This is a genomic window from Massilia sp. 01N410 (genome assembly GCF_056399665.1).
The window spans coordinates 31,357-51,804 of record NZ_JBFTRV010000021.1; the positions used below are offsets into that span (position 1 = coordinate 31,357).

Here is a 20,448-nt window from a genome sequence, read left to right on the forward strand (position 1 = left end):
GGCGCATGGGCTCCGCGTAGCAGGCGGGGTTTGCGGTGCAGCTGTTTCAACGACGTTTTCTTCCTTCGATCCGCTCACGGCTGATCACGCTGGTATTCGCCTGCGCGCTGCCGATCCTGCTCGGCTACTTCACCTTCGCGCGCGATGCCGACCGCCGCGAGGCCCAGCACGTGGTCCAGGATGCGCAGATGATCGCGCGCGCCCTGGCGGCGGCCGTCGACCGCGACCTCGACAGCGGCGAGACCGCCGCGCGCGCCCTCGCCAACCAGCCCAGCCTGGCGGCCGGCGACCTCGCCACCTTCCATGCCGTCGCGCGCCGCCTGCTGCGGCCGGAATTCCCCGTCTACGCCTTCGTGCTGAGCGGCGCCGACGGCCGTGACCTGCTCGACACCCGCCATCCCTGGGGCACGCCGCTGACCACCAGCGGCAACGAAGCCGACGTCCGGCGCGTGTTCGAGACCGGCGATGCGGTCACATCCGGCCTGCACCGCGGTAACGCCACCCAGCCCTGGGTGATCTCGATCGCGGTGCCGGTCTGGCGCGACGGCAAGGTGGCGTATGCGCTATCGGTCGAGCAGCGCCCGCGCCGCATCGTCGGACTGCTGGCCGGCCAGCAGCTGCCCGTGGGCTGGGATGCCTACGTCTACGACAACCACGGCCGGATGGTGGCGCGCAGCGGCGAGGCGGTGCGCGGGATCGGTTCGCCGATTCCACCCGAGCTGCGCGATGCCCTGCTGCGCAGCCCGAGCGGCAACGTGACCCTGTCGCGCCCGGGACAGGGAATCTTCAACGCCGCCTATGCCGGCACGCCCCTGCACGGCTGGACCGTCACCATCGGTTTTCCGCGCGACGCCGCGCGTGACCTGCTGGGCCGTTCGCCCGGCGCGACCCTGGCCGGCATCGGCTTCCTGATGGCGATCAGCCTGCTGCTGGCCTGGGGCATCGGCGGCTCGATCGCGCGCGACGTCCGCGCCCTGACGGAACCGGCGGCCGATCTCGGACGTGGCCGCGCGCTTCACATTCCTGTGCTGCGAACCCAGGAAGCCGCCACGGTGGCGCGCGCGCTGCGCAAGGTCGAGGGCGACCTGCTGCAATACCGCCAGGGCCTGGAAGCCCTGGTGGCGGCCCGGACCAGCGAGCTGCAGCGCTCCAGCGCCCTGCTGGCCAATGTCTACGCCAGCGCGCCGGTGGGCCTGGCCTTCCTCGACCGCGGCCTGCGCATCATCATGATCAACGACTACCTGGCGGCGGTGAACGGGATCCCGATCGCGTCCCATATCGGCCGCACCCTGCCGGAACTGTTCGGCGAGCGCGGGGTGGCGATCGAGGCGCATTACCGCCAGGTCCTGGCCAGCAAGCGTCCGCTGATCGACGTCGAGGACAGCGGCGAGCCGCCGGCCGAACCGGGCGTGATGCGGCACTGGATCTCCAGCTACTATCCGGTCTACGATGCCGACGGCGAGATGGTCGGCATCAATGCGGTGGTGCTCGACATCACCGAGCGCAAACGCCAGGAAGAACGCAACCGCGACAACGAGGCCCTGTTCCGCGCCCTGTTCGAAGGCGCCGCCGACGCCCACGTGCTGGTGGCCCTCGGCGCCGGCTACCTGAGCGCCAACCGGGCCGCGGTGGAGCTGTACGGCTGTGCCGATCTGGCCGAGCTGCTGCAGCTGTCGCCGGCCAGCGTCTCGCCCGAATTCCAGCCGGACGGCCGCCGCTCCGAGCAGCTCGCCCACGAATACATGCGGCGCGCGATCGACACCGGCTTTTGCCAGTTCGAGTGGATCCACATGCGCCGCGACGGCACCCTGTTCCATGCCGACGTACTGCTCAACAGCGTCGAGATCGGCGGCAAGGGCATCGTGCACGGTACCGTGCGCGACATCACGGCGCGCGTCCAGACCGACGCCGCCCTGCGCGCCGCCAGCCAGCGTATCGAGCAGAACGAACGCATGATCCGCACCGTGACCGACCACCTGCCGGCCCTGGTCGGCTACTGGGACGCCCAGCTGCGCTGCCAGTTCGCCAACCGCCCCTATCTCGAATGGCTGGGCCGCCCGGCCGCCGAGGTGATCGGCCATACGGCCCAGGAGCTGCTGGACGATGCCCAGATGGCCCAGGTCCGGCCCTACCTGGACCGGGTGCTGGCCGGCGAGCCGCAGTTCTTCGAGCGCCAGCTGCAGCGCCGGGATGGCGCCGAGCCGATCCAGGCCTGGGGCAGCTATATCCCGGACTTCGACGATGCCGGCCAGGTGCGCGGCTTCTACATGCTGCACTCGGACGTGACCGAGCTGAAACGCACCCAGTCGCGCCTCGAGGACGCCCTGCACGCCGCCGAAGCGGCCAGCAGCGCCAAGGGCCAGTTCCTGGCGAATATGAGCCACGAGATCCGCACGCCGATGAACGCCATCATCGGCCTGGCACGCCTGCTCGAAGAGGCGAAGCTGGAACGGCGCGAACGCGCCTACGTGACGCGGATGCAGATGGCGGCGAGGTCGCTGCTGTCGATGCTGAACGACGTGCTCGATTACTCGAAGGTCGAAGCCGGCCAGCTGGTGCTGGAACGCACCGGCTTCCGCCTCGACGAGGTGCTGGCCAGCGTCGCCGTGCTGGGCACCGCCGCCGCCTGGCACAAGGGCATCGAGCCGGTGTTCGCGGTGGCGCCGGACGTACCGCCGCGCCTGGTGGGCGATCCGATGCGCCTGCAGCAGGTGCTGCTGAACCTGGTCGGCAATGCGATCAAGTTCACCGAACGCGGCGAGGTCGTGCTGTCGATCGGGCTGGCCGACAGCAGCGACGGCCGGGCCGAACTGGCCTTCGAGGTGCGCGACACCGGCATCGGCATCGCGCCGGAGCAGCAGCAGCGCATGTTCGAAGCCTTCTCGCAGGCCGACAGCTCGACCAGCCGCAAGTACGGCGGCACCGGCCTGGGACTGGCGATCAGCCGCCGCCTGGTGGAGCTGATGGGCGGCGACCTGCGCGTGGACAGCGTGCCCGGCAAGGGAGCCCGGTTCCGCTTCTCCGCCTGGTTCGGGCTGGACGGCGGCGCGGCGCCAGCGCTGGCGGCGCCCGGCGATGCCAGGAGCGTGCTGGTGGCCGACGACAACGCCAGCAGCCGCGAAGCGCTAGCGCAAGCCCTCGAAGGCCGCGGCTGGGACGTCGAACGCGCGGCCACCGGCGCCGAGGCCCTGGCCCTGCTGCGCGGTACGCGCCGCTTCGACCTGGCCTTCATCGACAGCGCGATGTCCGACCTCGACGGCGCCTCGGTGCTGGCTTTCGCGCGCAGCGACGGCGCGCTCGCGATGCCGCGCTGCGCCCTGCTGGCGGCCGATCCCGAGCGCGAGCGCCTGGATGCGCTGACGGCCGACCTGAAAGTCGACGCCGTGCTCGGCAAGCCCTTCACCCCGGCCACGCTGGAGGACGCGCTGGCCGAGCTGCGTGACGGCCGGGCGGCGGGCGAGAGGGGGCCGGCGGCGCCATCGCTGGTCGGCCGCCTGAGCGGACTGCGCGTGCTGGTGGCCGAGGACAACCTGCTGAACCAGGAAGTGGCCAGTTTCGTGCTCCAGCACGCCGGCGCCGAGGCCGACTTCGCCGGCAACGGCCAGCAGGCGATCAGCATGCTGGCCGACGGCAGCCGCCACTACGACGCCGTGTTGATGGACCTGCAGATGCCGGTGATGGACGGTTTCGAGGCCGCGCGCGCGATCCGCGCCATGGGTTATGGAACGCTGCCGGTCCTGGCGATGACGGCCAACGCCATGGAGGAAGACCGGCGCCGCGCCCTGGAGGCCGGCATGGACGGCTACCTGGCCAAGCCGATCGACGTCGACGAACTGGTGCAGGTCTTGCGGCGCCGCACCGGCCGCGGCGAGGACGGCCAGGCGGACCCGGTCGGCGCGGCGCCGGTGATGTTGCCGGGCCTGCTGGCCGGCATCGACCTGAAGGCCGCCCTGCCGCGCTTCGGCGGCAGCTTTGCGAGCTTTGCCGCCGTGTTCAGGCGCTTCGAAAGCTCGCAGGGCCCAGTGATCGGCGAGGTGCGCGCCCTGCTGGCCGCCGGAGACCGGGTCCGCGCCGGCCAGCTGATCCACCGCCTGCGCGGGGTCGCGGCCAACCTCGGCGCCACCGAACTGGCCAGCCGCGCGCTCGACCTCGAACAGGCGCTTCGCTTCGAGGACGAGGCTGCGCTGGCACTGCGCCTGGCGCGGCTGGAAGGCGCGATGACGACCGTGCTGGAAGCCGCGCGCGAGCTGCCGGCCGAGGCGTCCTCCGCGCCGCCGCAGGCCGGCATTGCCGACGCCGGCCTGGAACGGCCGACCGTCCAGGACGAGTTGGCGCATTTACGCGATTTGCTACAAAATAACAACATGAAGGCGATGGCGCAGTTCGAGTCGCTGCGCCCGGCCCTCGCACGGCTGGCGCCGCAGGCCCTGCCGGCGCTGTCGGAGGCGGTGGCCACACTGCGCTTCGAAACCGCGGCCGCGCTGGTGGAGCAACTGGCAGGGACACTGAGGATCAAGGAGGAGGATGCATGAGCTGGACCGACATGGCCATCAACGGTCGCATCCTGGTGGTCGACGACGCGATGGAAAACATCCAGATCCTGCACGCCGCCCTGCAGGACGAGCACGAGGTGCTGTTCGCGATGGACGGTCCGCGCGCGCTCGAGATCGCCCGCACCCAGCATCCCGACCTGATCCTGCTGGACGCCGTCATGCCCGGCATGGACGGCTATGCCCTGTGCCGCGAACTGTTCGCCGCGCCCGAGACCAGCGACATCCCGGTGATCTTCGTCACCGCCCTCAAGTCGCCGGAGGACGAGACCCGCGCCCTGGGCGCCGGCGCCGCCGATTTCATCAGCAAGCCGGTCAACGCCGCCGTGGTGCGCGCGCGGGTACGCACCCAGCTTACCGTCAAGCGCCAGCGCGATGCCCTGCGCGAACTGATCCTGACCGACGCCCTGACCGGGGTCGCGAACCGCCGCGCCTTCGACGAGCGCCTGGAGACGGAATGGCGGCGCTGCGGCCGCGCGCAGCTAGCGGTGTCGCTGCTGCTGGTCGACATCGACCACTTCAAGCTCTACAACGACCATTACGGCCATCCGGCCGGCGACGCCACCCTGGTGCAGGTGGCCGGCGCGATGCGGCGCGCCGCCGGCCGCACCCAGGACCTGGTGGCGCGCTACGGCGGCGAGGAATTCGCGATCCTGCTGCCCCAGCTCGACGAAGTGGGCGCCACCGGCGTCGCGCGGCGCCTGATGCACGAGCTGGAGGTGCTGGACCTGCCGCACGCGGCCTCGCCCACCAGCGCGCGCCTGACGGTCAGCATCGGCATCTCGTCGATGGTTCCGGGCGAGCACAGCAGGCCCGCCGACCTGGTCCAGGTGGCGGACGCCCTGCTCTACCAGGCCAAGGCCGGCGGCCGCAACCAGTACCGGACCAGCGCCGGCTGACGGGGCCTCAGGCGGCCGGACGCCGTTTGAACATGCCCATGCCCTCGACCGTGCAGACGGTCTCGCCGTGCTGGTTGATCGCGACCCACTTCGACCACACCACGCCGCGGTCCGGCTTCGTGTTCGAGGCCTTGACCCGGGTGGTCTGGTAGTGCACGTTCAGCGTGTCGCCGGCGCGTACCGGCGCCAGCCAGCGCACGCTGTCGAGGCCCGGCGAACCCATGCTGGTGGACTTCGCCAGCAGGCCGTCGACCACCATCCGCATCATCATGCCGCAGGTATGCCAGCCGCTGGCGATCACGCCGCCGTAGATGGAGTGCGAGGCCGCTTCCCTGTCGACGTGGAAGGGCTGCGGATCGTAGGCCGAGGCGAAGGCGATGATCTCCTCTTCGGTCACGGCACGGGTGCCGAGGTCGATGTCCTGGCCCGGGAAGAAGTCTTCGAAATACCAGTCGATGCTGTTTTCGGCACTCATGGCGCCTCCGCTGCCGCCGCCTGGCCGGTGAAATCCGGCTGCGCCATGAAGCGCGCCAGGTGGTGGTCCGAATCGCCCAGCGTCAGTTCGATCGTGCTCAGGCGCTTGAAGTAATGGGCCGCCGCCAGTTCGTCGGTGACGCCCATGCCGCCGTGCAGCTGGACCGCCTGCTGGCCGACGAAGCGCGCCGCCTGGCCGACCCGGTACTTGGCTGCCGACACCGCCTGCCGGCGCGCGGCCACTTCGCCGCCGCGCAGGCGCACGGCCGCCAGCAACGCCATCGAACGGGCCTGCTCGAGGTGGATGTACATGTCGGCCATGCGGTGCTGCAGGGCCTGGAACTTGCCGATCGGGACCCCGAACTGCTGGCGCGTCTTCAGGTACTCGAGGGTGGCGGCGAACAGCGCGTCCATCGCGCCCACGGCTTCCGCGCACAGCAGGCCGGCGCCGTAGTCGAGGGCCGCTTCGAGCAGCGGCCAGCCGGCGCCGGGCTGGCCGATCGCGGCCGCGGCGTCGACCCGCACGCCGTCCAGGCGGACGTCGGCGGCGCGCTGCCCGTCCAGCATGCGGTATTCGGTGACGTGCACGCCTTCGGCATCGGCCGGTACCGCGAACAGGGCGATGCCGTCCTCGCCGCGCTGCCCGCCGCCGCTGCGTGCGGACACGACCAGCATCCCGGCCTGGGCGCCGTGCAGCACCACTTTCTTCTCGCCGCTGAGGCGCCAGCCCCCGCCGTCGCGTTCGGCGCGGGTCGCAATGTCGCGCATGTCGTGGCGCGACTGGCGTTCGCCCAGCGCGCAGGCCAGCTTCAGTTCGCCCGCCGCGATCCGTTCCAGCAGGGCCCCGTGGCCGCCGCCCAGGCGCAGGAATTCGGCGCCCAGCACGGTGGCGAAATAGGGTTCGACCACCAGCCCGCGGCCCAGCTCCTGCATCACGACGAACATGTCGACGGCGTCGCCTGAAAAACCGCCCTGCTCTTCCGGCACCGGCAGCGCGGTCAGGCCCAGCTCGGCCATCGTGGCCCATGCCTGTTCCGAGGTGCCGGCGGACGAGCGCACGATCTCGCGGCGCGCCTCGACGCCGTAATCGCGCGCGATCCAGCGCTTGAGGGCGTCGGCCAGTTGCAGCTGCTCTTCCTTGAATGCGAAGTCCATGCTCATTTTCCTTACAAGCGTTCCTTACAGGCCCAGGATCATCTGGGAGATGATGTTGCGTTGGATCTCGTTCGACCCGCCGTAGATCGAGGTCTTGCGATAGTTGAAGTAGTGGGACAGCAGCGGCGCGGCGAAATCGTCGTCGAAGACGCTGTGTTCGCGCTCGCCCTCCAGGTAGGCTTCGTCGAAGGGCAAGGCCATCGGGCCGGCGGCTTCGACCATCAGTTCCGTGAGGCGCTGCTGGATCTCGGTGCCGCGCACCTTCAGCACCGAGGCTTCCGGTCCCGGCGCCTTGTCCGCTTGCGCCAGCACGCGCAGCACGGTGGTTTCGAGCGCCATCAGTTCGATTTCGAGCTCGGCCACCCTGGCGCCGAACAGCGGATCCTCGATCAGCGGACGGCCGTTCTTCTGCTCGCGGCCGGCCAGGCGCTTCAGGCGCGCCAGCTCGCGCTTGGAGCGGCCGACGGCGGCGATGCCGGTGCGCTCGTGGCCCAGCAGGTATTTGGCGTAGGTCCAGCCACGGTTCTCCTGGCCGACCAGGTTGGCCGCCGGCACCCGCACGTTGTCGAAGAAGACCTCATTCACCTCGTGGTCCTCGTCCAGCATGATGATGGGCCGCACGGTGATGCCGGGGCTGTGCATGTCGATCAGGAGGAAGGAGATGCCCTCCTGCTTGCGCACACCCGGATCGGTGCGCACCAGACAGAAGATCATGTCGGCGTGCTGGGCCAGCGTGGTCCAGGTCTTCTGGCCGTTGACGATGTATTCGTCGCCCTCGCGCACGGCGGTGGTCTTCAGCGACGCCAGGTCGGAGCCGGCGCCCGGTTCGGAATAGCCCTGGCACCACCAGTCCTCGCAGGACAGGATGCGCGGGAGGTAGGTGTCCTTCTGCGCCTGGCTGCCGAAAGCCATGATCACCGGCGCCACCATGTTCACGCCGAAGGGCATGATTTGCGGCGTGCCGGCGCGCGCGCATTCTTCCTCGAAGATGTGGCGCTGCGCCGGCGTCCAGCCGGGACCGCCGTATTCCTTCGGCCAGCCCGGCGCCACCCAACCCTGGCGCGCCAGGATCTTGTGCCAGCGGACGTAGTCGTCCTTGCCGAGCCGCAGGTGGTTGAGCACCTTGTGCTGCAGGTCGGACGGCAGCTCCGCCTCCAGGAAGGCGCGTACCTGGTCGCGGAAGGCCAGGTCTTCGCTCGTGTAATTCAGGTCCATGGGGTCTCCTCGTTGTTCTTTGCGGCGCGCCAAAAAAGCACGATCGTTCCAAAGATTGTACCCGAATTTGCTCAGCCGTTTGGACGAAAAAAAAGCGGGCCGCAGCCCGCTGGAGAGGTGTTGCCTGCGCTCCTGGATCAGCGCGCGCGACGACGGCCGAGACCGGCGACGCCCAGCAGGCCGGCGAGCATCAGCGCCACGGTCGACGGTTCCGGCAGGTCGGTGGCGTCGGCCAGGTTGCCGCTGCCATTACCGTTACCGTTACCGATGCCGATGCTGATGTCGGTGTTACCGCCGATGCCACCGTTGCCGCCGGAGCCACCGATACCGCCCTCGGTCGAGGTATTACCGTTGCCGGTCAGCTTGTCGGTGCCGGTGTTGGCGCCGGTTTCGGTGGGCGCACCGGTGTTCGGGGTGGTGATGCCACTGTTGGCACCGCCATTGTTACCGGCCTGGGCGCCGCCGCCGGCGGTGGAGTTGCCGGCGCCGGAATTGCCGCCCGAGTTGTCGACGATCTTGTAGCCGTCCGGGGTGGCCACCACCGACATGCCGTCGCCCGCCAGGGCGGCCGCCTTGGCGGTGCTCAGGCCGGTCACATAGACACCGTCGATGCCTTGGCGCAGGGATACCTTCATGTCGCTGCCGACGCTGGCGCTGACTTTCTGGTACAGGGCCTGGACCAGGGCGTCGCTGCCAGCGCCGCGGTTGACCCCGGCGATCACGCTCGAGTCACCCACTGCGCCGGCAACATTGCTGCCGTTGACGATGCCGGCGCCGCCCGCTGCCGGGATGACGTCTGCATGCGCCACGCATGCACCGGCCATCAAGGCTGCCCCGATGAGATAACGTATTGTCATTTCGCGCTCCTTACTGAATGTTAAAATTATGATTACTACAATTGCTGAGTAACCATAACACGAATGCAAGAAGGGCAAATTTCAATTGAAACGCATAAAAAAAGGCTGCTCCCTAGGGAACAGCCTGTTTTTTGGGCCTTGTCGGAGTAGTCCGACAGCAAAATCAGATATTACCTTATCAATAACGACTCAGTTGCCGCTTTGTTTCAATCCTGACATGTATGGCATGGTGCGCGATGCCATACGCGTATCGGCCTTCAGCATGCCGGCCTCGTCGGCCAGGATATGGGCGGCTTCCTGCAGGTAGACGTCCTTGGCATTCTTGGCGGCCTTCTCGGCGGCGATTTCCGCCGCCAGGCTGCGCTCGTCACCCTGCAGGCCGTCGTCGGCACGCGGCGCGCCCTTCAGCACCACATTGCTCTTCTTCGGCGCGGTCGGGTTCGGCGCCTTGGCGCGCTGCTCCTTGCTGCCCGGACCGGCCACCGGCTCGTCGGCTTTGCCCGGGTCCTGGGCGTCCGCCAGGCGCGATTCGCGCAGGCGGGCCTTGGCTTCCTGGTTCTCGCGTTCCTTGCGGCGCACCGCTTCGTTCAGCGAGATGACGTTATCCTTGCGCAGCTTCAGGGCTTCGGCGATGTCCTGCTCGATATCGCGGAATTCCTTGTCCTTGGCGACCCGGGCATCGTGGCGCTTCTGCAGCGGCGTGATCAGTTCCTTCAGGTCGCCGGCAGGCAGGTAGGTTGCCGGCTTGATCTGCACCCAGGGCAGCGCATTGTCGTAGGACGACTCGCCGAAGTTCTCGGCATCGGAGGTCACCGGCAGCTTGATGTCCGGCGTCACACCGCGCAGCTGGGTGGTGCCGCCGTTGATACGGAAGAACTGGGCGATGGTCATCTTCAGCTCGCCGTACTTCATCTTGTCGTTCTGCGAGAAGCGGTCGAGGTTGATCAGGGTCTGGACCGTGCCCTTGCCGAAGCTGGGCTCGCCGATCACGATGCCGCGGCCGTAATCCTGGATCGCGGCGGCGAAAATCTCGGACGCCGAGGCCGAACCGCGGTTGATCAGCACGCCCATCGGACCGTCCCAGGCCAGGCCGGCATTCGTGTCGCTCTCGACGTCGATGCGACCCTCGGCGGTGCGCTGCTGCACCACCGGACCCTTGTCGATGAACAGGCCGGTCAGTTCGACCGCCTCGATCAGCGAGCCGCCGCCGTTGTTGCGCAGGTCGATCAGGACGTTGTCGACCTTCTCTTTCTTGAGTTCGCCCAGGATGCGCTGGACGTCGCGGGTTGCGCTCTTGAAGTCCTTGTCGCCCTTGCGGCGGGCCTCGAAGTCCTGGTAGAAGGTCGGCAGCGAGACGATGCCGATGCGGCGCTTGACGCCGTTTTCTTTCACTTCGATGATCTGCTTCTTGGCCGACTGTTCTTCCATGCTGATCTTCTGGCGCACCAGCGGGATCGTGACGTGCTTGCCGTCCTGGCCGGCGTCGGCCGGCAGCACGTCAAGGCGCACGGTGGAGTTGCGTTCGCCGCGCACCAGCTGCACCACGTCGTCGATGCGCCAGCCCATCACGTCGGTGAACGGGCCATTGCCCTGGGCGACGCCGACGATGCGGTCGCCGACCTTCAGCTTGCCGGACTTGTCGGCCGGGCCGCCGGGGACGACCTCGCGGATCACCGTGTAATCGTCGCGCGACTGCAGCACGGCGCCGATGCCGTCCAGCGACAGGCGCATCATGATGTCGAAGTTCTCGGCCGAGCGTGGGCCCAGGTAGTTGGTGTGCGGCTCGATCGCGGTGGCGTAGGCGTTCATGAACATCTGGAACACGTCCTCGTTGTTCAGCTTCTTGAGGCGGTTCTGGTAGCCCTCATAGCGCTTGTCGAGGGTCTCGCGGATGCCCTTGTCGTCCTTGCCGGCCAGCTTCAGGCGCAGCCAGTCGTTCTTCACACGCTTGCGCCACAGGTCGCGGGCTTCGTCCTCGTTCTTCGCCCACGGGGCTTTCTCGCGGTCGATCTGCAGGGTTTCGTTGGTGGTGAAATCGAAATTGCCCTTCTGGACCAGTTCGCGCGCATAGGCCATGCGGTCGCTGAAGCGCTGCTGGTAGACGTTGAAGATCTGGAACGGCAGGGTCAGGTCTTCGTTGTTGATGGCGTCGTCGAACTTGGTGCGGGCCGGCGCGAACTGGTCGAGGTCGGCCTGGGTGAAATACAGCTTCTCGCTGTCGAGGGTCTTGAAGTAGTTGTCGTAAATCTTGGCCGACATCACGTCGTCCAGCGGCATCGCCTTGTAGTGGTAGCGCGCCAGCACGCGCGATGCCCACAGCGCCGCCTGGGTCTGGGCAGCGGTCGGCTTCAGCGGGCCCGCGTTGGTCTGGGCCGCATTGGTCTGGGCCGCGTTGGCCTGCACTTTTTCCGGCTGCGCCGTGACGACGTGGGCGGAAAAGGCCAACGCCAGCGCAACCATCAACATCTGCTTCTTCATTGTTCGTTTCTCCGGGCGGATTCTCTCGTGCGACCAATTCTACAGGATACCAGGGCGACGTAGAGTCGGCCTGCACGCATATTCAGCCGAGCTTAAGTCTGCGCCACCCAGCGAAGCTCAGGCTTTTACAAATTGAAACAGACTCGGTCGGAACCAGAACATGGCGATCGCTGTCACCATGATAATCACCAGCCAGGGCCAGCTGCGCGCGGCCAGCCGCCAGTCCACCGGGGACGGCCAGAAGGACAGGAATTGCGGCGCCAGCAGAAGGGTCAGGGCCAGGTCGGCCGGACCGAAGCTCCAGGCGCCGCGGGTGCGCCACCAGGCCACCGCAAGCGGCACCAGCAGCACCAGCAGCGGCGCCAGCGCGGCCGGGGCCGCGTTATACCAGCGCAGGTTGGCGAAGGTGACCGAGCCCAGCTCCCAGGTGCGTCCCTGGCGGCGCGGGATGATCGAGAAGCCGGTCGGGTCGGCGCCCAGCAGCAGGCCGACCGCAAAATGCGCCAGCTCGTGGCACAGGGTGCCGACCGCGCTGAACACGAAGAACAGCGGATGCAGCGAGGTCACCATCCAGATCAGGAAGGCCAGCGCCAGCGAGGGCACCAGGTAGAGCAGGATGTCGGCCATCCCGGCGCTTCCCTCAGCCCTTGTAGAAGCAGCGCCCGCAGGCCTGGCGGTAGCTTTCGTTGCCACCGATGCTGACCTGCTCGCCTTCGCGGATGCGGTGGCCTTCGGCGTCGACGCGGATATTCATGGTCGCCTTCTTGCCGCAGGTGCAGATGTTCTTGATTTCCTCGATGTCGTCGGCCAGCGCCAGCAGGTAGGCCGAGCCGGGGAAGGGATCGCCGCGGAAATCGCTGCGCAGGCCGTAGCAGATCACCGGCACGCCGCGTACCTGTGCCAGGCGGTGCAGCTGCACCACCTGCTCCTTGGTCAGGAACTGCGCTTCGTCGACCAGCACGCAGGCGACGTCCGGGGCGCTGGCAAGGAAATCGGTGTCCTGGTCGAACAGGCCGACTTCGCGCTGCGGCCCCAGGCGCGAGGTGATCAAGCCGACGCCGTAGCGGTTGTCGATGGCGGCCGTGTACAGCTGGACTCCCTGGCCCTGCTCTTCGTAGTTGTGGGCCACCTGCAGCAGCGAGGTGGATTTGCCGGCGTTCATCGCCGAATACCTGAAATAGAGTTTTGCCACTGCGCGTTCCGCCTGTGTCCCACTGGACTTGTTAACTTGCAAAATTATAGCAAGCGGACCGCCAATGGAAAACCGCCCGGCACCAGAATCGGCCTCCGGGCGGCGCCCAAGGCGCAGCGCTCAGCGACTGCGGCGGCGCATCAGGCCGACCAGGCCCAGCCCCGCCAGCAGCATGCCGTAGGTGGCCGGCTCCGGCACCGCCAGCACGACGTTGTTGGCGGTCGGCCAGACGCCGACGCCGCCGTCGGTGGCGATCGTGACCGCCGCCAGCGGCACGGTCGATACGAAACCGAGGAAGTCGGTGGTCGCGGCGCCGGCCACTCCATAGCTGAGCGCGCTGCCGTCGATGGCCGTGAGGATCAGGTTGCCCGTGGTGTACTGGCCGAAGACGTCGGAGCCGAAGAAGTTGCCGCCGAAGGCGCTCACCCCGCCGCTGAAGTTGGAGAACACGATCGGGGCGATCGGCGTGTTATTCGACAGCCAGAAATCGCCGCCGTCGCCGCCCGCGCCGTACAGGCCGGTGGCCGAGTAGGCGTTATACGTATAGGCGCCCGCGCTGCGGGTCAGGGTTTCGCCGTACAGCGTGACCGTCAGGTCGTCTTAGGTGTCGACGCCGGGCGCCTGCACCGCGGCCAGGAACTCGGCCTGGCTGGTGTAGACGGTGATGTCGGCCTGGGCGGCCGCGGCCGCGCACAGCAAGGCCGCGGCGCAGAAGGGTTTCAGCAGAGACATTTTGGTAGGCACGATTGCACTCCTGTTGTCGAGACATCGATCGGACAGCCTTTGGGCTGGCATCAGTAGATATCAGGAATACAAGCCATGTTGCAATCGTGCCAACAGCCGTTTTACGCCCACCTTGCGGTGCATAAAAGTGCGCGCAGGGGCGGCTCAGAACGTCTTACTGTCCCGGGTGATACTTGCGCTCGAGTTGTTTCTCGATGTCCTCTTTATAGAAGAGGACGTCCTTGAACTGGCCGCGGCTGTACATCTCGGCCTGGTCGTTGAAGTGCGGCGACTTCGGATCGCCGCTTTCCCCGCCCGCCAGGATGCTCTTGGCGCGCAGGCGCGGACCGAACTCCACGGCGGCGACGAAGCTGTTGCCGCGGTCGCCGTAGATGCGCCTGGTGGTCTGCTTGGCCGTCATGCCGAAGGAGGCCAGCGAACCCCAGTTGGCCGAGCTGAAGCCGACCGGGATGCTGGGCTTGCTGTCGTCGTAGTGCTGGTCGACCTCGCCGCTGATGCGCTGGAAGCGGTTAATCTCGCCCCAAGGCGTCTTCCAGCTGCCGAAATCGGCCTGCAGCTTGTCGGAGGCACGCGCCAGCGACGCCAGGCGTTCCTGGGCGCTCAGGCGGGTCTGGATGAAGTCGACCACCGGGGTTTCCTGGGCGCGGGCGCGCTGGGCCGCCTGCTTGACCATGTCCTGGCCCCAGTAGACCGCCAGCGAGGTCGGGACCGAGTCCACAGCCCAGCGCAGGTCCCAGGCGCGGAGCAGCGCCACCTGCTCGGCCAGGCGCGCCTTGAGGGCGTCGCCCTGCGGCAGCGCGTCCCAGTCCCTGACCAGGGCCGGCACCAGCGGCTCGAAGGCGGTCAGGTAGGGATCGTAGGCCTTGCCGATCAGGCTGTCGAGGGTCAGGTCCTTCGCGTCGTGCAGCACGCGTTCGGCGTGCACGCCGCGGGCGTTCTGCGGCAGCGACCACATATATTTCGGGTAGGCCTTGCAGTCCGGGCTGCTGGCGCCGAAGCCGGTGCAGGGCCAGTTGTTGGTGTTCGAGATATAGCCGCTCTTCGGATTGAAGACCGTGATGGTTTCCTTCACCTCGTGCAGGCCCTTCCACTCGGTGGCCGGATCGCTGCCGTCGACCGGATGGGTCCAGTCGAAGCGCGGATCGCGGCGCGGGATGAAGTTGCCGTGGAAGTAGGCGATATTGCCGTCGGCATCCGCGTACACGGTGTTGTTCGAGGAGTTGGTGCGCAGGTCCATCACCTTCAGGAAGGCGGCGTAGTCGCGCGCCTTGGTGCGGCCATAGGACTGCTCGAGGGCGTGCACCGGATCGTCCATCATCCTGACGGCCACCCACTTGCCGCCCTCTTCCCGGATCACCGGGCCGTGGTGGGTGAAGTAGGCGGTGACGCTGCGGCTGGCCATGCCGTCCGCGGTCCTGTACGGCAGCACGATGGTCCTGCTGCGCACTGGGCGTTCTTCGTTGCCGTACTTGTAGTAGAACTTGCCGTCGCGCTCGGCCACGGTTTCCAGGTATTCGTCGATGACGTCGCCGCCGCCCGAAGTATGCATCCAGCCGAGACGCTCGTTGAAGCCCTGGTAGATGAAGAACTGGCCCCAGGTCACGGCGCCGTAGGCGTTCAGGCCTTCCTCGCTGACCATGTGGACTTCGGGACGGAAGTAGAACGAGGTGTGCGGGTTAATCATCAGCAGCGCGTGCTTGCCGGCGCTGAGCCGGGGCGCGATCGCGAAGCCGTTCGACCCCTGCGGCTCCTTGTCGAAACCCTTGCCCAGGTCGGCCATGGCGAATGACATGGCAAGCGCGGGCGCCGGCCGCTTTTCATAGAAGGCTTCGAGCTGTTTCAGGTTGATCGACTCGATGTCGCCGCCGATGCTGCCCTCGCTGAAGCTGAGCGCCATCCAGGGCTCGAAGCGGGTCAGCAGCTTCGGCTTCACCTGGGGATGGCTGGCCAGGTACCAGTTCAGGCCATCGGCCCAGCCGTTCATCAGCTTCTTCAGCCAGGCCGGGCTGGCCGCATACTTGGCCTTCAGGTCGGCCGGGTCGATGTAGAGCTTCATGCGCAGGTCGCGCCAGAGCGCCGATTCCCCCTCGACCTCGGCCAGGCGTCCCATCGCATTGATGTAATTGAGTTCGACCCGGCTGAAGTCGTCCTCGGCCTGGGCGAACACCATGCCGAACACCGCGTCCGCGTCACGCTTGCCGAACACGTGGGGGATGCCCCACTTGTCGCGCAGGATGGTCACGCGCTGGGCGGCCTTCTTCAGGCGCGCCAGTTCGGCGGGCGAGAATTGGGCGACAGACTGCGCGGCGGACTGCACCGCGGCTTTCGGCCCGGCCGCAGTGGCAGCGGTGGCAGCAACCGCGGCCGGCGGCAAGGCAGCCAGCACGGCCAGGCTCATGGCGGTCGAGGCGAACAGGCGGGAAGTCTGCATCATTGGTCTCCTGGGGATGCCGTTATCGTTATCGTTATGGTTATCGCCCGCGCGCTCAGGCGGCGCCGAGGTGCACCAGCTTCTGCTTCAGCACATCGTTTTCGCCGATCAGGGTGGCGACGCGGTCCTTCAGCTCGGCCACCTGGGCCTTGAGGGCCTTGATCTGGTCTTCGGGCGTCTCGAACTCGGCCTCTTTCTTCGGCTTGGCGGCGCTCTTCTGCTCGCGCACCTGGCGTGCGGCCTGCTGCAGTTCCTTCTTTCCGCCGGCGACCGCCGCCACCTGGGCTTCCTTCGGCAGCGAGGCGACGTTGGCGGCGGAGCTGATCGAGATGGCGCCGCTGCGCACCGCGTCCACCAGTTCCGGCGCCGCGGTCTTCTGGATGCGCTCGATCTGGCTGATGGTGTTGGCCGATACGCGCGCGGCGCGGGCCACCTCCTGGCGCGTGTTCCACGGCGGCGCGAACGGGACGGCCTGGTCGGCTTCGGTCTGCAGGTCGTCGTCGGTCTTTTGCACCACGCGCGCGGCCAGGATCTCCTTCTTGCGCAGGGCCATCAGGCCGCGCTGGAAATCGGTGACGCTGCGGCGCGCCAGCTGGTTGTCGATCATCCACAGCTTGACGTCTTCGATCGAGTCGAAATTGTCGTTCTGGACAGTCCGGAACGGGATCTCGTGCTGGGTGCAGATGGCGTAGCGGTTATGGCCGTCGATCAGCACGTCGCGCCACAGGATCAGCGCCTCGCGGCATCCTTCGGTAAGCAGGCTGCGTTCCAGGGCTTCGTGTTCGGCGGGAGTGAGGGGGTCGACGTAGCTACGGAGTTCGTCGTTAATCGTGATATTCAATTCTGGTCCTTGCAGCAACAACTGGACCCGCATGCTACCACCTTGCATGCTTCTTCAAAAGCAAGGACTGCGTTGACGACGAGGCATCATTAACATAAGCTTAATGATTTTCAGCGTAAATACCATGACGACCCGGCCCGACCACCGCATGCATACGGCGCCCGCCTCGAAGGGGCGGCTGGCGCTCGCCTTCCTGCTGCTGTTCACCGCCTACCAGTTGCCCGAGGGCCTGGGCGGCCACATCCTGCACAGCTTCCCGGTCCAGGCCGCGCTGATGATCGCCTTCCTGCCGGTCGCCTGGCTGGTGGGCCGCTGGCTCGGCCACCCCGGGCTGGGCGCCTGGTACCTGGGCTTGCGGCCGGGTTGGGGCCTGCTGCTGGTGGTGGCCTTCGCGCTGGCGCTGCTGGCCAAGATCACGGCGCTGGCCGTCGGCAGTGGCGCCGGCATCTACAGCATCGCCTTCCCGCCGGGGCTGACGGCCGGCGCGATATTGCTGTCCGTGCTGACCCTGCTGCCCGAAACCTTCATCCCCTCGATTGCCGAGGACATCGTCACCCGCGGCTTCCTGATGCGCGCCCTGCCCGCGCTGTCGCGGCGGCGCCTGTTCATCGTCTGCTCGGCCCTGCTGTTCACCCTGAATCATATTTACCGCTTCCAGGAAGGCGCGCTCGAACTGGGCCGGATCTTCTGCTTCGGCCTCGCCTATGCGGCCGCCTTGTACTACAGCCGCTCGCTGTGGGCCGCGGTCGGGCTGCACTGGGGCTGGAATTTCGCCGGCCAGCTGGGCGACCGGGTCGCGAACATCGAGCTGCTGGATCCGCTGCTCGGGCCGGCCCTGTCCTCGCTGACGCATCTGGCGATGCTGGGCGTGGTCATGCTGGCCGCCGGCCGCCGCCCGCGCCCGGGTTCGACGATCTTGCCTGTTTGACTTCGAATCGCCCCCGCGGCGGGAGCGGCTGTGCTAGAATTCGGCGCCCGCCTGCAAGGGCTATTCACACTACGCCGGTGTGACGAAATTGGTAGACGTAGCGGACTTAAAATCCGCCGGGGCAACCCGTACCGGTTCGATTCCGGTCACCGGCACCATCAGGATCTAGCCGATCCGCTCTCCCAACCATCGCTGGAAGTCGCCAACCATGTCGCCGTCGAGCACGTGGCCGGCCGCATACTCGCGGTATTCCAGCGGCACCCCCAACTCCTCCAGCAGCGCACGCGCCTTGTGGGCGAAATGGATGCCGAGGGTCTGGTCGCCCACGCCGTGGCTGACGAAAGCCTGCAGCCTGCCCAGCCGCGGATCGCTGCGGTCCACCAGCGGCAGGATCTCGGGCAGGATGCGGCCGCTGAGCAGGCCGAAACCGGCCACGCTGCGCGGCGCCGTCAGCCCGACACTGGCGCTCATGATGCCGCCCTGGCTGAAGCCGGCGATCCAGGTCTTTTGCGGGTCGACGCCATGCGCCACCGGCAGCTCGCCGATGAACCGCAGCAGCTTGAGCCTCGACTCCTCGGCCTGGTCGGGGTCGATGGCCGGTCCGGTGGGCGTGAACTTCACCTGGAACCAGCCGAAGCGGCCGGGCGCGAACACCAGCGGGCCGCGCAGCAGGATCACGGCCATGCGCGGATCGAGCCGGCGCGCCATCTCGACGAATCCCGACTCGTTGGCGCCGACGCCGTGCAGGAGCAGCAGGCAGGGAGCGGCGCCCTGCCCCGCTTGCGGCGGGCGGATGCGGTAGGCGAGCCCGGACACCGGGTCCGTGAGAAGTTCAGCCAGCGTGTCGGACATATCGTTCCTTTTCATTCTCTTCATTCGAAAGCGTAGGCGTCCATGGCGAGTATCCCATGCTCGTAGCTGGCGTGGATCTGCCTGGCCCTGGCGCCGGGTCCCGCCGCGCCCATCGCCACGTACAGCGGCAGCAGGTGCTCGTCGGTCGGATGGTTTTCGGCGGCGAAGGGCGCGGCGCGGCGGTAATCCAGCAGCGCGGCCCGGTCGTCGTCCTCCAGGCGCGCCTTCATCCAGGCCTCGAACTCCGCCACCCAGTGCGGCACCGGGGCGTCCAGATGCTGGCCGCGGAACTCGTACAGATTGTGGGTCAGCGAGCCGGAGGCCAGCACCAGCACGCCCTCGTCACGCAGCGCGGCCAGCGCGCGCCCGATCTGCTCGTGCACCGCGGGGCTGGCGCCGCGCACCACCGACAGCTGGGCAACGGGAATGTCCGCGTCCGGATACATCAGGCGCAGCGGCACCCAGGCGCCGTGGTCGAGGCCGCGCTGCATGCTGCGGCCGACGGGAATGCCGGCCGCCTCGAGCAGCGCGGCGGCGCGCTCGGCGGCCTCGGGCGCGCCCGGGGCCGGATAACGCATCTCGAACAGGGCGCGCGGAAAGCCGCCGAAGTCGTGGATGGTCTCGGGCTGCGGCGCCAGGCTCACCGCCGGGCTGTTGGCGGTCTCCCAGTGCGCGGAGACGACCACGATGGCCCGCGGCCGCGGCAGGGACTTGCCGAGCTCCTGCAGGAAGCGGCGCGCGGGACTGTCCTGCAGCGCCAGCATGGGCGAGCCATGGGAAACGAATAGTGTGGGAAGCCTGTTCATGTCTTACCTCGTTCGATCAACAGCCTCCAGTGTAATCTTCCCGATCGCTGGAATAAACGGGTCAAAGCTCACAATACTGTTCCTGAAAGTGGAACAATTGCCAATTTAATCGCCCCAGACCGGCGCGGCAAACACCTCGGAGAGGAAATCGATCGCCACTCTCACCTTCGGCGCCAGGAATTTCCTGGACGGGTAGACCGCGTAGATGCCGAGCGTGTCCGCGCGGTAGTCCGGCATGATCTCCTTCAGCCGGCCCTCCGCCAGGTCGGCCCCGACCAGGAAGCTGGGCTGGAGGATGATGCCCTGGGCCTGCAGCGCGGCGGCGCGGCAGGTGTCGCCGCTATTGGTCCGCATGCGCGGCGACACCTTCACCGTCACCTCGCCGGCGGGTCCGGCAAAGCGCCAGTGCTCGCCCGCCGAGAACAGGCTGTACGAGATCACGTCGTGCGCCGGCAGCTGGTCCGGGCGCGTGGGTTCGCCGCGCGCCTGCAGATAGGCGGGCGAGGCGCACAGGACCAGCCGCGTCGACGCCAGCTTGCGGCCGACCAGCGAGGATGCCGGCAACTGCCCGATGCGCACCGCGAGGTCGATACCTTCGTCGACCAGGTCGGCCACCCGGTCGGACAGCGTGACGTCGAGCGCCAGGCCCGGGTGGCGCGCCATCAGCGCCGGCCACAGGGGCGCCAGGTGCATGAGGCCGAAGCTGACCGGAACGTTTGCCTTGAGCAGCCCGCTCGCCTCGCCGCTGCGCGAAGTGATCTCGGCCTCGGCTTCGTCGAGGTTTTCCAGCAGCTCGCGGCAGCGGGCGTGGAAGACCTCGCCTTCCGCCGTCGGCGACAGCCTGCGCGTGGTCCGGTGCAGCAGGCGCACGCCCAGCCTTTGCTCGAGCTCGGCCACGTAACGCGACACCGCCGCCTTCGACATCGCCAGCGCGTGCGCAGCACCGGTGAAGCTCCCGGCCTCGACCACGGCCGAGAACACCTTCATTTCCTGGAATTTGTCCATCATCTCGGCAAGTGAAACAAT

Annotated in this window: 17 protein-coding genes and 1 tRNA gene; 4 read left to right on the forward strand and 14 right to left on the reverse strand. The window is 67.7% G+C overall.

The window, feature by feature from the left end; translation table 11 throughout:
- The first annotated feature begins 35 nt into the window (after positions 1-35).
- Together AC1DOP_RS22675 and AC1DOP_RS22680 are read left to right on the forward strand one after the other, a co-directional pair.
- Entirely contained in the window at positions 36-4,532 is a 4,497-nt protein-coding gene (locus AC1DOP_RS22675; protein ID WP_477253495.1) for a PAS domain-containing protein, read from the forward strand.
- The gene (locus AC1DOP_RS22680; RefSeq protein WP_441933211.1) at positions 4,529-5,449 is read left to right on the forward strand and encodes a diguanylate cyclase; all 921 of its coding nucleotides are present in this window, start codon (positions 4,529-4,531) and stop codon (positions 5,447-5,449) included. The genes AC1DOP_RS22675 and AC1DOP_RS22680 overlap by 4 nt, the downstream gene beginning before the upstream one ends.
- 7 nt (positions 5,450-5,456) lie before the next feature.
- Here AC1DOP_RS22680 and AC1DOP_RS22685 read toward each other — a convergent pair whose 3' ends face one another.
- The 11 genes from AC1DOP_RS22685 to AC1DOP_RS22735 all read right to left on the reverse strand — a co-directional run bounded on the left by AC1DOP_RS22685 (position 5,457) and on the right by AC1DOP_RS22735 (position 16,836).
- Complete coding sequence (locus AC1DOP_RS22685; RefSeq protein WP_441933213.1) at positions 5,457-5,924, reverse strand: MaoC family dehydratase; 468 nt, start codon at positions 5,922-5,924, stop codon at positions 5,457-5,459.
- Complete coding sequence (locus tag AC1DOP_RS22690; RefSeq protein ID WP_441933215.1) at positions 5,921-7,078, reverse strand: acyl-CoA dehydrogenase family protein; 1,158 nt, start codon at positions 7,076-7,078, stop codon at positions 5,921-5,923. The genes AC1DOP_RS22685 and AC1DOP_RS22690 overlap by 4 nt, the downstream gene beginning before the upstream one ends.
- Positions 7,079-7,102: 24 nt before the next feature.
- Positions 7,103-8,293 carry an acyl-CoA dehydrogenase family protein gene (locus tag AC1DOP_RS22695; protein ID WP_441933217.1) on the reverse strand — a complete coding sequence of 397 codons (1,191 nt, stop codon included), beginning with the start codon at positions 8,291-8,293 and terminating at the stop codon, positions 7,103-7,105.
- Between the two features lie 137 nt (positions 8,294-8,430).
- Positions 8,431-9,150 carry a PEP-CTERM sorting domain-containing protein gene (locus AC1DOP_RS22700; RefSeq protein ID WP_441933219.1) on the reverse strand — a complete coding sequence of 240 codons (720 nt, stop codon included), beginning with the start codon at positions 9,148-9,150 and terminating at the stop codon, positions 8,431-8,433.
- Positions 9,151-9,339: 189 nt separating this feature from the next.
- Complete coding sequence (locus AC1DOP_RS22705) at positions 9,340-11,628, reverse strand: carboxy terminal-processing peptidase (protein WP_477253499.1); 2,289 nt, start codon at positions 11,626-11,628, stop codon at positions 9,340-9,342.
- Positions 11,629-11,745: 117 nt separating this feature from the next.
- Positions 11,746-12,255, reverse strand: a complete 510-nt coding sequence (locus AC1DOP_RS22710; protein ID WP_441933223.1) for a hypothetical protein — start codon at positions 12,253-12,255, stop codon at positions 11,746-11,748.
- A 13-nt stretch (positions 12,256-12,268) separates the two neighbouring features.
- Positions 12,269-12,820, reverse strand: coding sequence for a thymidine kinase (locus AC1DOP_RS22715; RefSeq protein ID WP_441933225.1), 552 nt, complete (start codon positions 12,818-12,820; stop codon positions 12,269-12,271).
- 120 nt (positions 12,821-12,940) lie between these two features.
- Entirely contained in the window at positions 12,941-13,270 is a 330-nt protein-coding gene (locus AC1DOP_RS22720; RefSeq protein ID WP_477253502.1) for a PEP-CTERM sorting domain-containing protein, read from the reverse strand.
- Positions 13,271-13,420: 150 nt separating this feature from the next.
- Entirely contained in the window at positions 13,421-13,564 is a 144-nt protein-coding gene (locus AC1DOP_RS22725; protein ID WP_477253504.1) for a hypothetical protein, read from the reverse strand.
- Positions 13,565-13,718: 154 nt separating this feature from the next.
- A complete protein-coding gene (locus tag AC1DOP_RS22730) occupies positions 13,719-15,998 on the reverse strand; it encodes a penicillin acylase family protein (RefSeq protein WP_477253506.1) in 2,280 nt (759 codons plus the stop codon).
- Positions 15,999-16,050: 52 nt separating this feature from the next.
- Complete coding sequence (locus tag AC1DOP_RS22735) at positions 16,051-16,836, reverse strand: hypothetical protein (RefSeq protein WP_441933231.1); 786 nt, start codon at positions 16,834-16,836, stop codon at positions 16,051-16,053.
- 124 nt (positions 16,837-16,960) lie between these two features.
- Between AC1DOP_RS22735 and AC1DOP_RS22740 the strand changes: the two genes are divergently transcribed.
- Positions 16,961-17,764, forward strand: coding sequence for a CPBP family intramembrane glutamic endopeptidase (locus tag AC1DOP_RS22740; RefSeq protein ID WP_441933233.1), 804 nt, complete (start codon positions 16,961-16,963; stop codon positions 17,762-17,764).
- Between the two features lie 73 nt (positions 17,765-17,837).
- Positions 17,838-17,922, forward strand: a tRNA-Leu gene (locus AC1DOP_RS22745).
- A gap of 7 nt (positions 17,923-17,929) precedes the next feature.
- Here AC1DOP_RS22745 and AC1DOP_RS22750 read toward each other — a convergent pair.
- The 3 genes from AC1DOP_RS22750 to AC1DOP_RS22760 all read right to left on the reverse strand — a co-directional run bounded on the left by AC1DOP_RS22750 (position 17,930) and on the right by AC1DOP_RS22760 (position 20,427).
- The gene (locus AC1DOP_RS22750; RefSeq protein WP_477253509.1) at positions 17,930-18,616 is read right to left on the reverse strand and encodes an alpha/beta hydrolase; all 687 of its coding nucleotides are present in this window, start codon (positions 18,614-18,616) and stop codon (positions 17,930-17,932) included.
- Positions 18,617-18,636: 20 nt separating this feature from the next.
- Positions 18,637-19,422, reverse strand: coding sequence for a dioxygenase family protein (locus AC1DOP_RS22755; RefSeq protein ID WP_477253511.1), 786 nt, complete (start codon positions 19,420-19,422; stop codon positions 18,637-18,639).
- A 105-nt stretch (positions 19,423-19,527) separates the two neighbouring features.
- Positions 19,528-20,427 (reverse strand): LysR family transcriptional regulator, encoded by a 900-nt coding sequence (locus AC1DOP_RS22760; protein ID WP_441933883.1) that lies wholly within the window; start codon positions 20,425-20,427, stop codon positions 19,528-19,530.
- Positions 20,428-20,448: the final 21 nt, after the last annotated feature.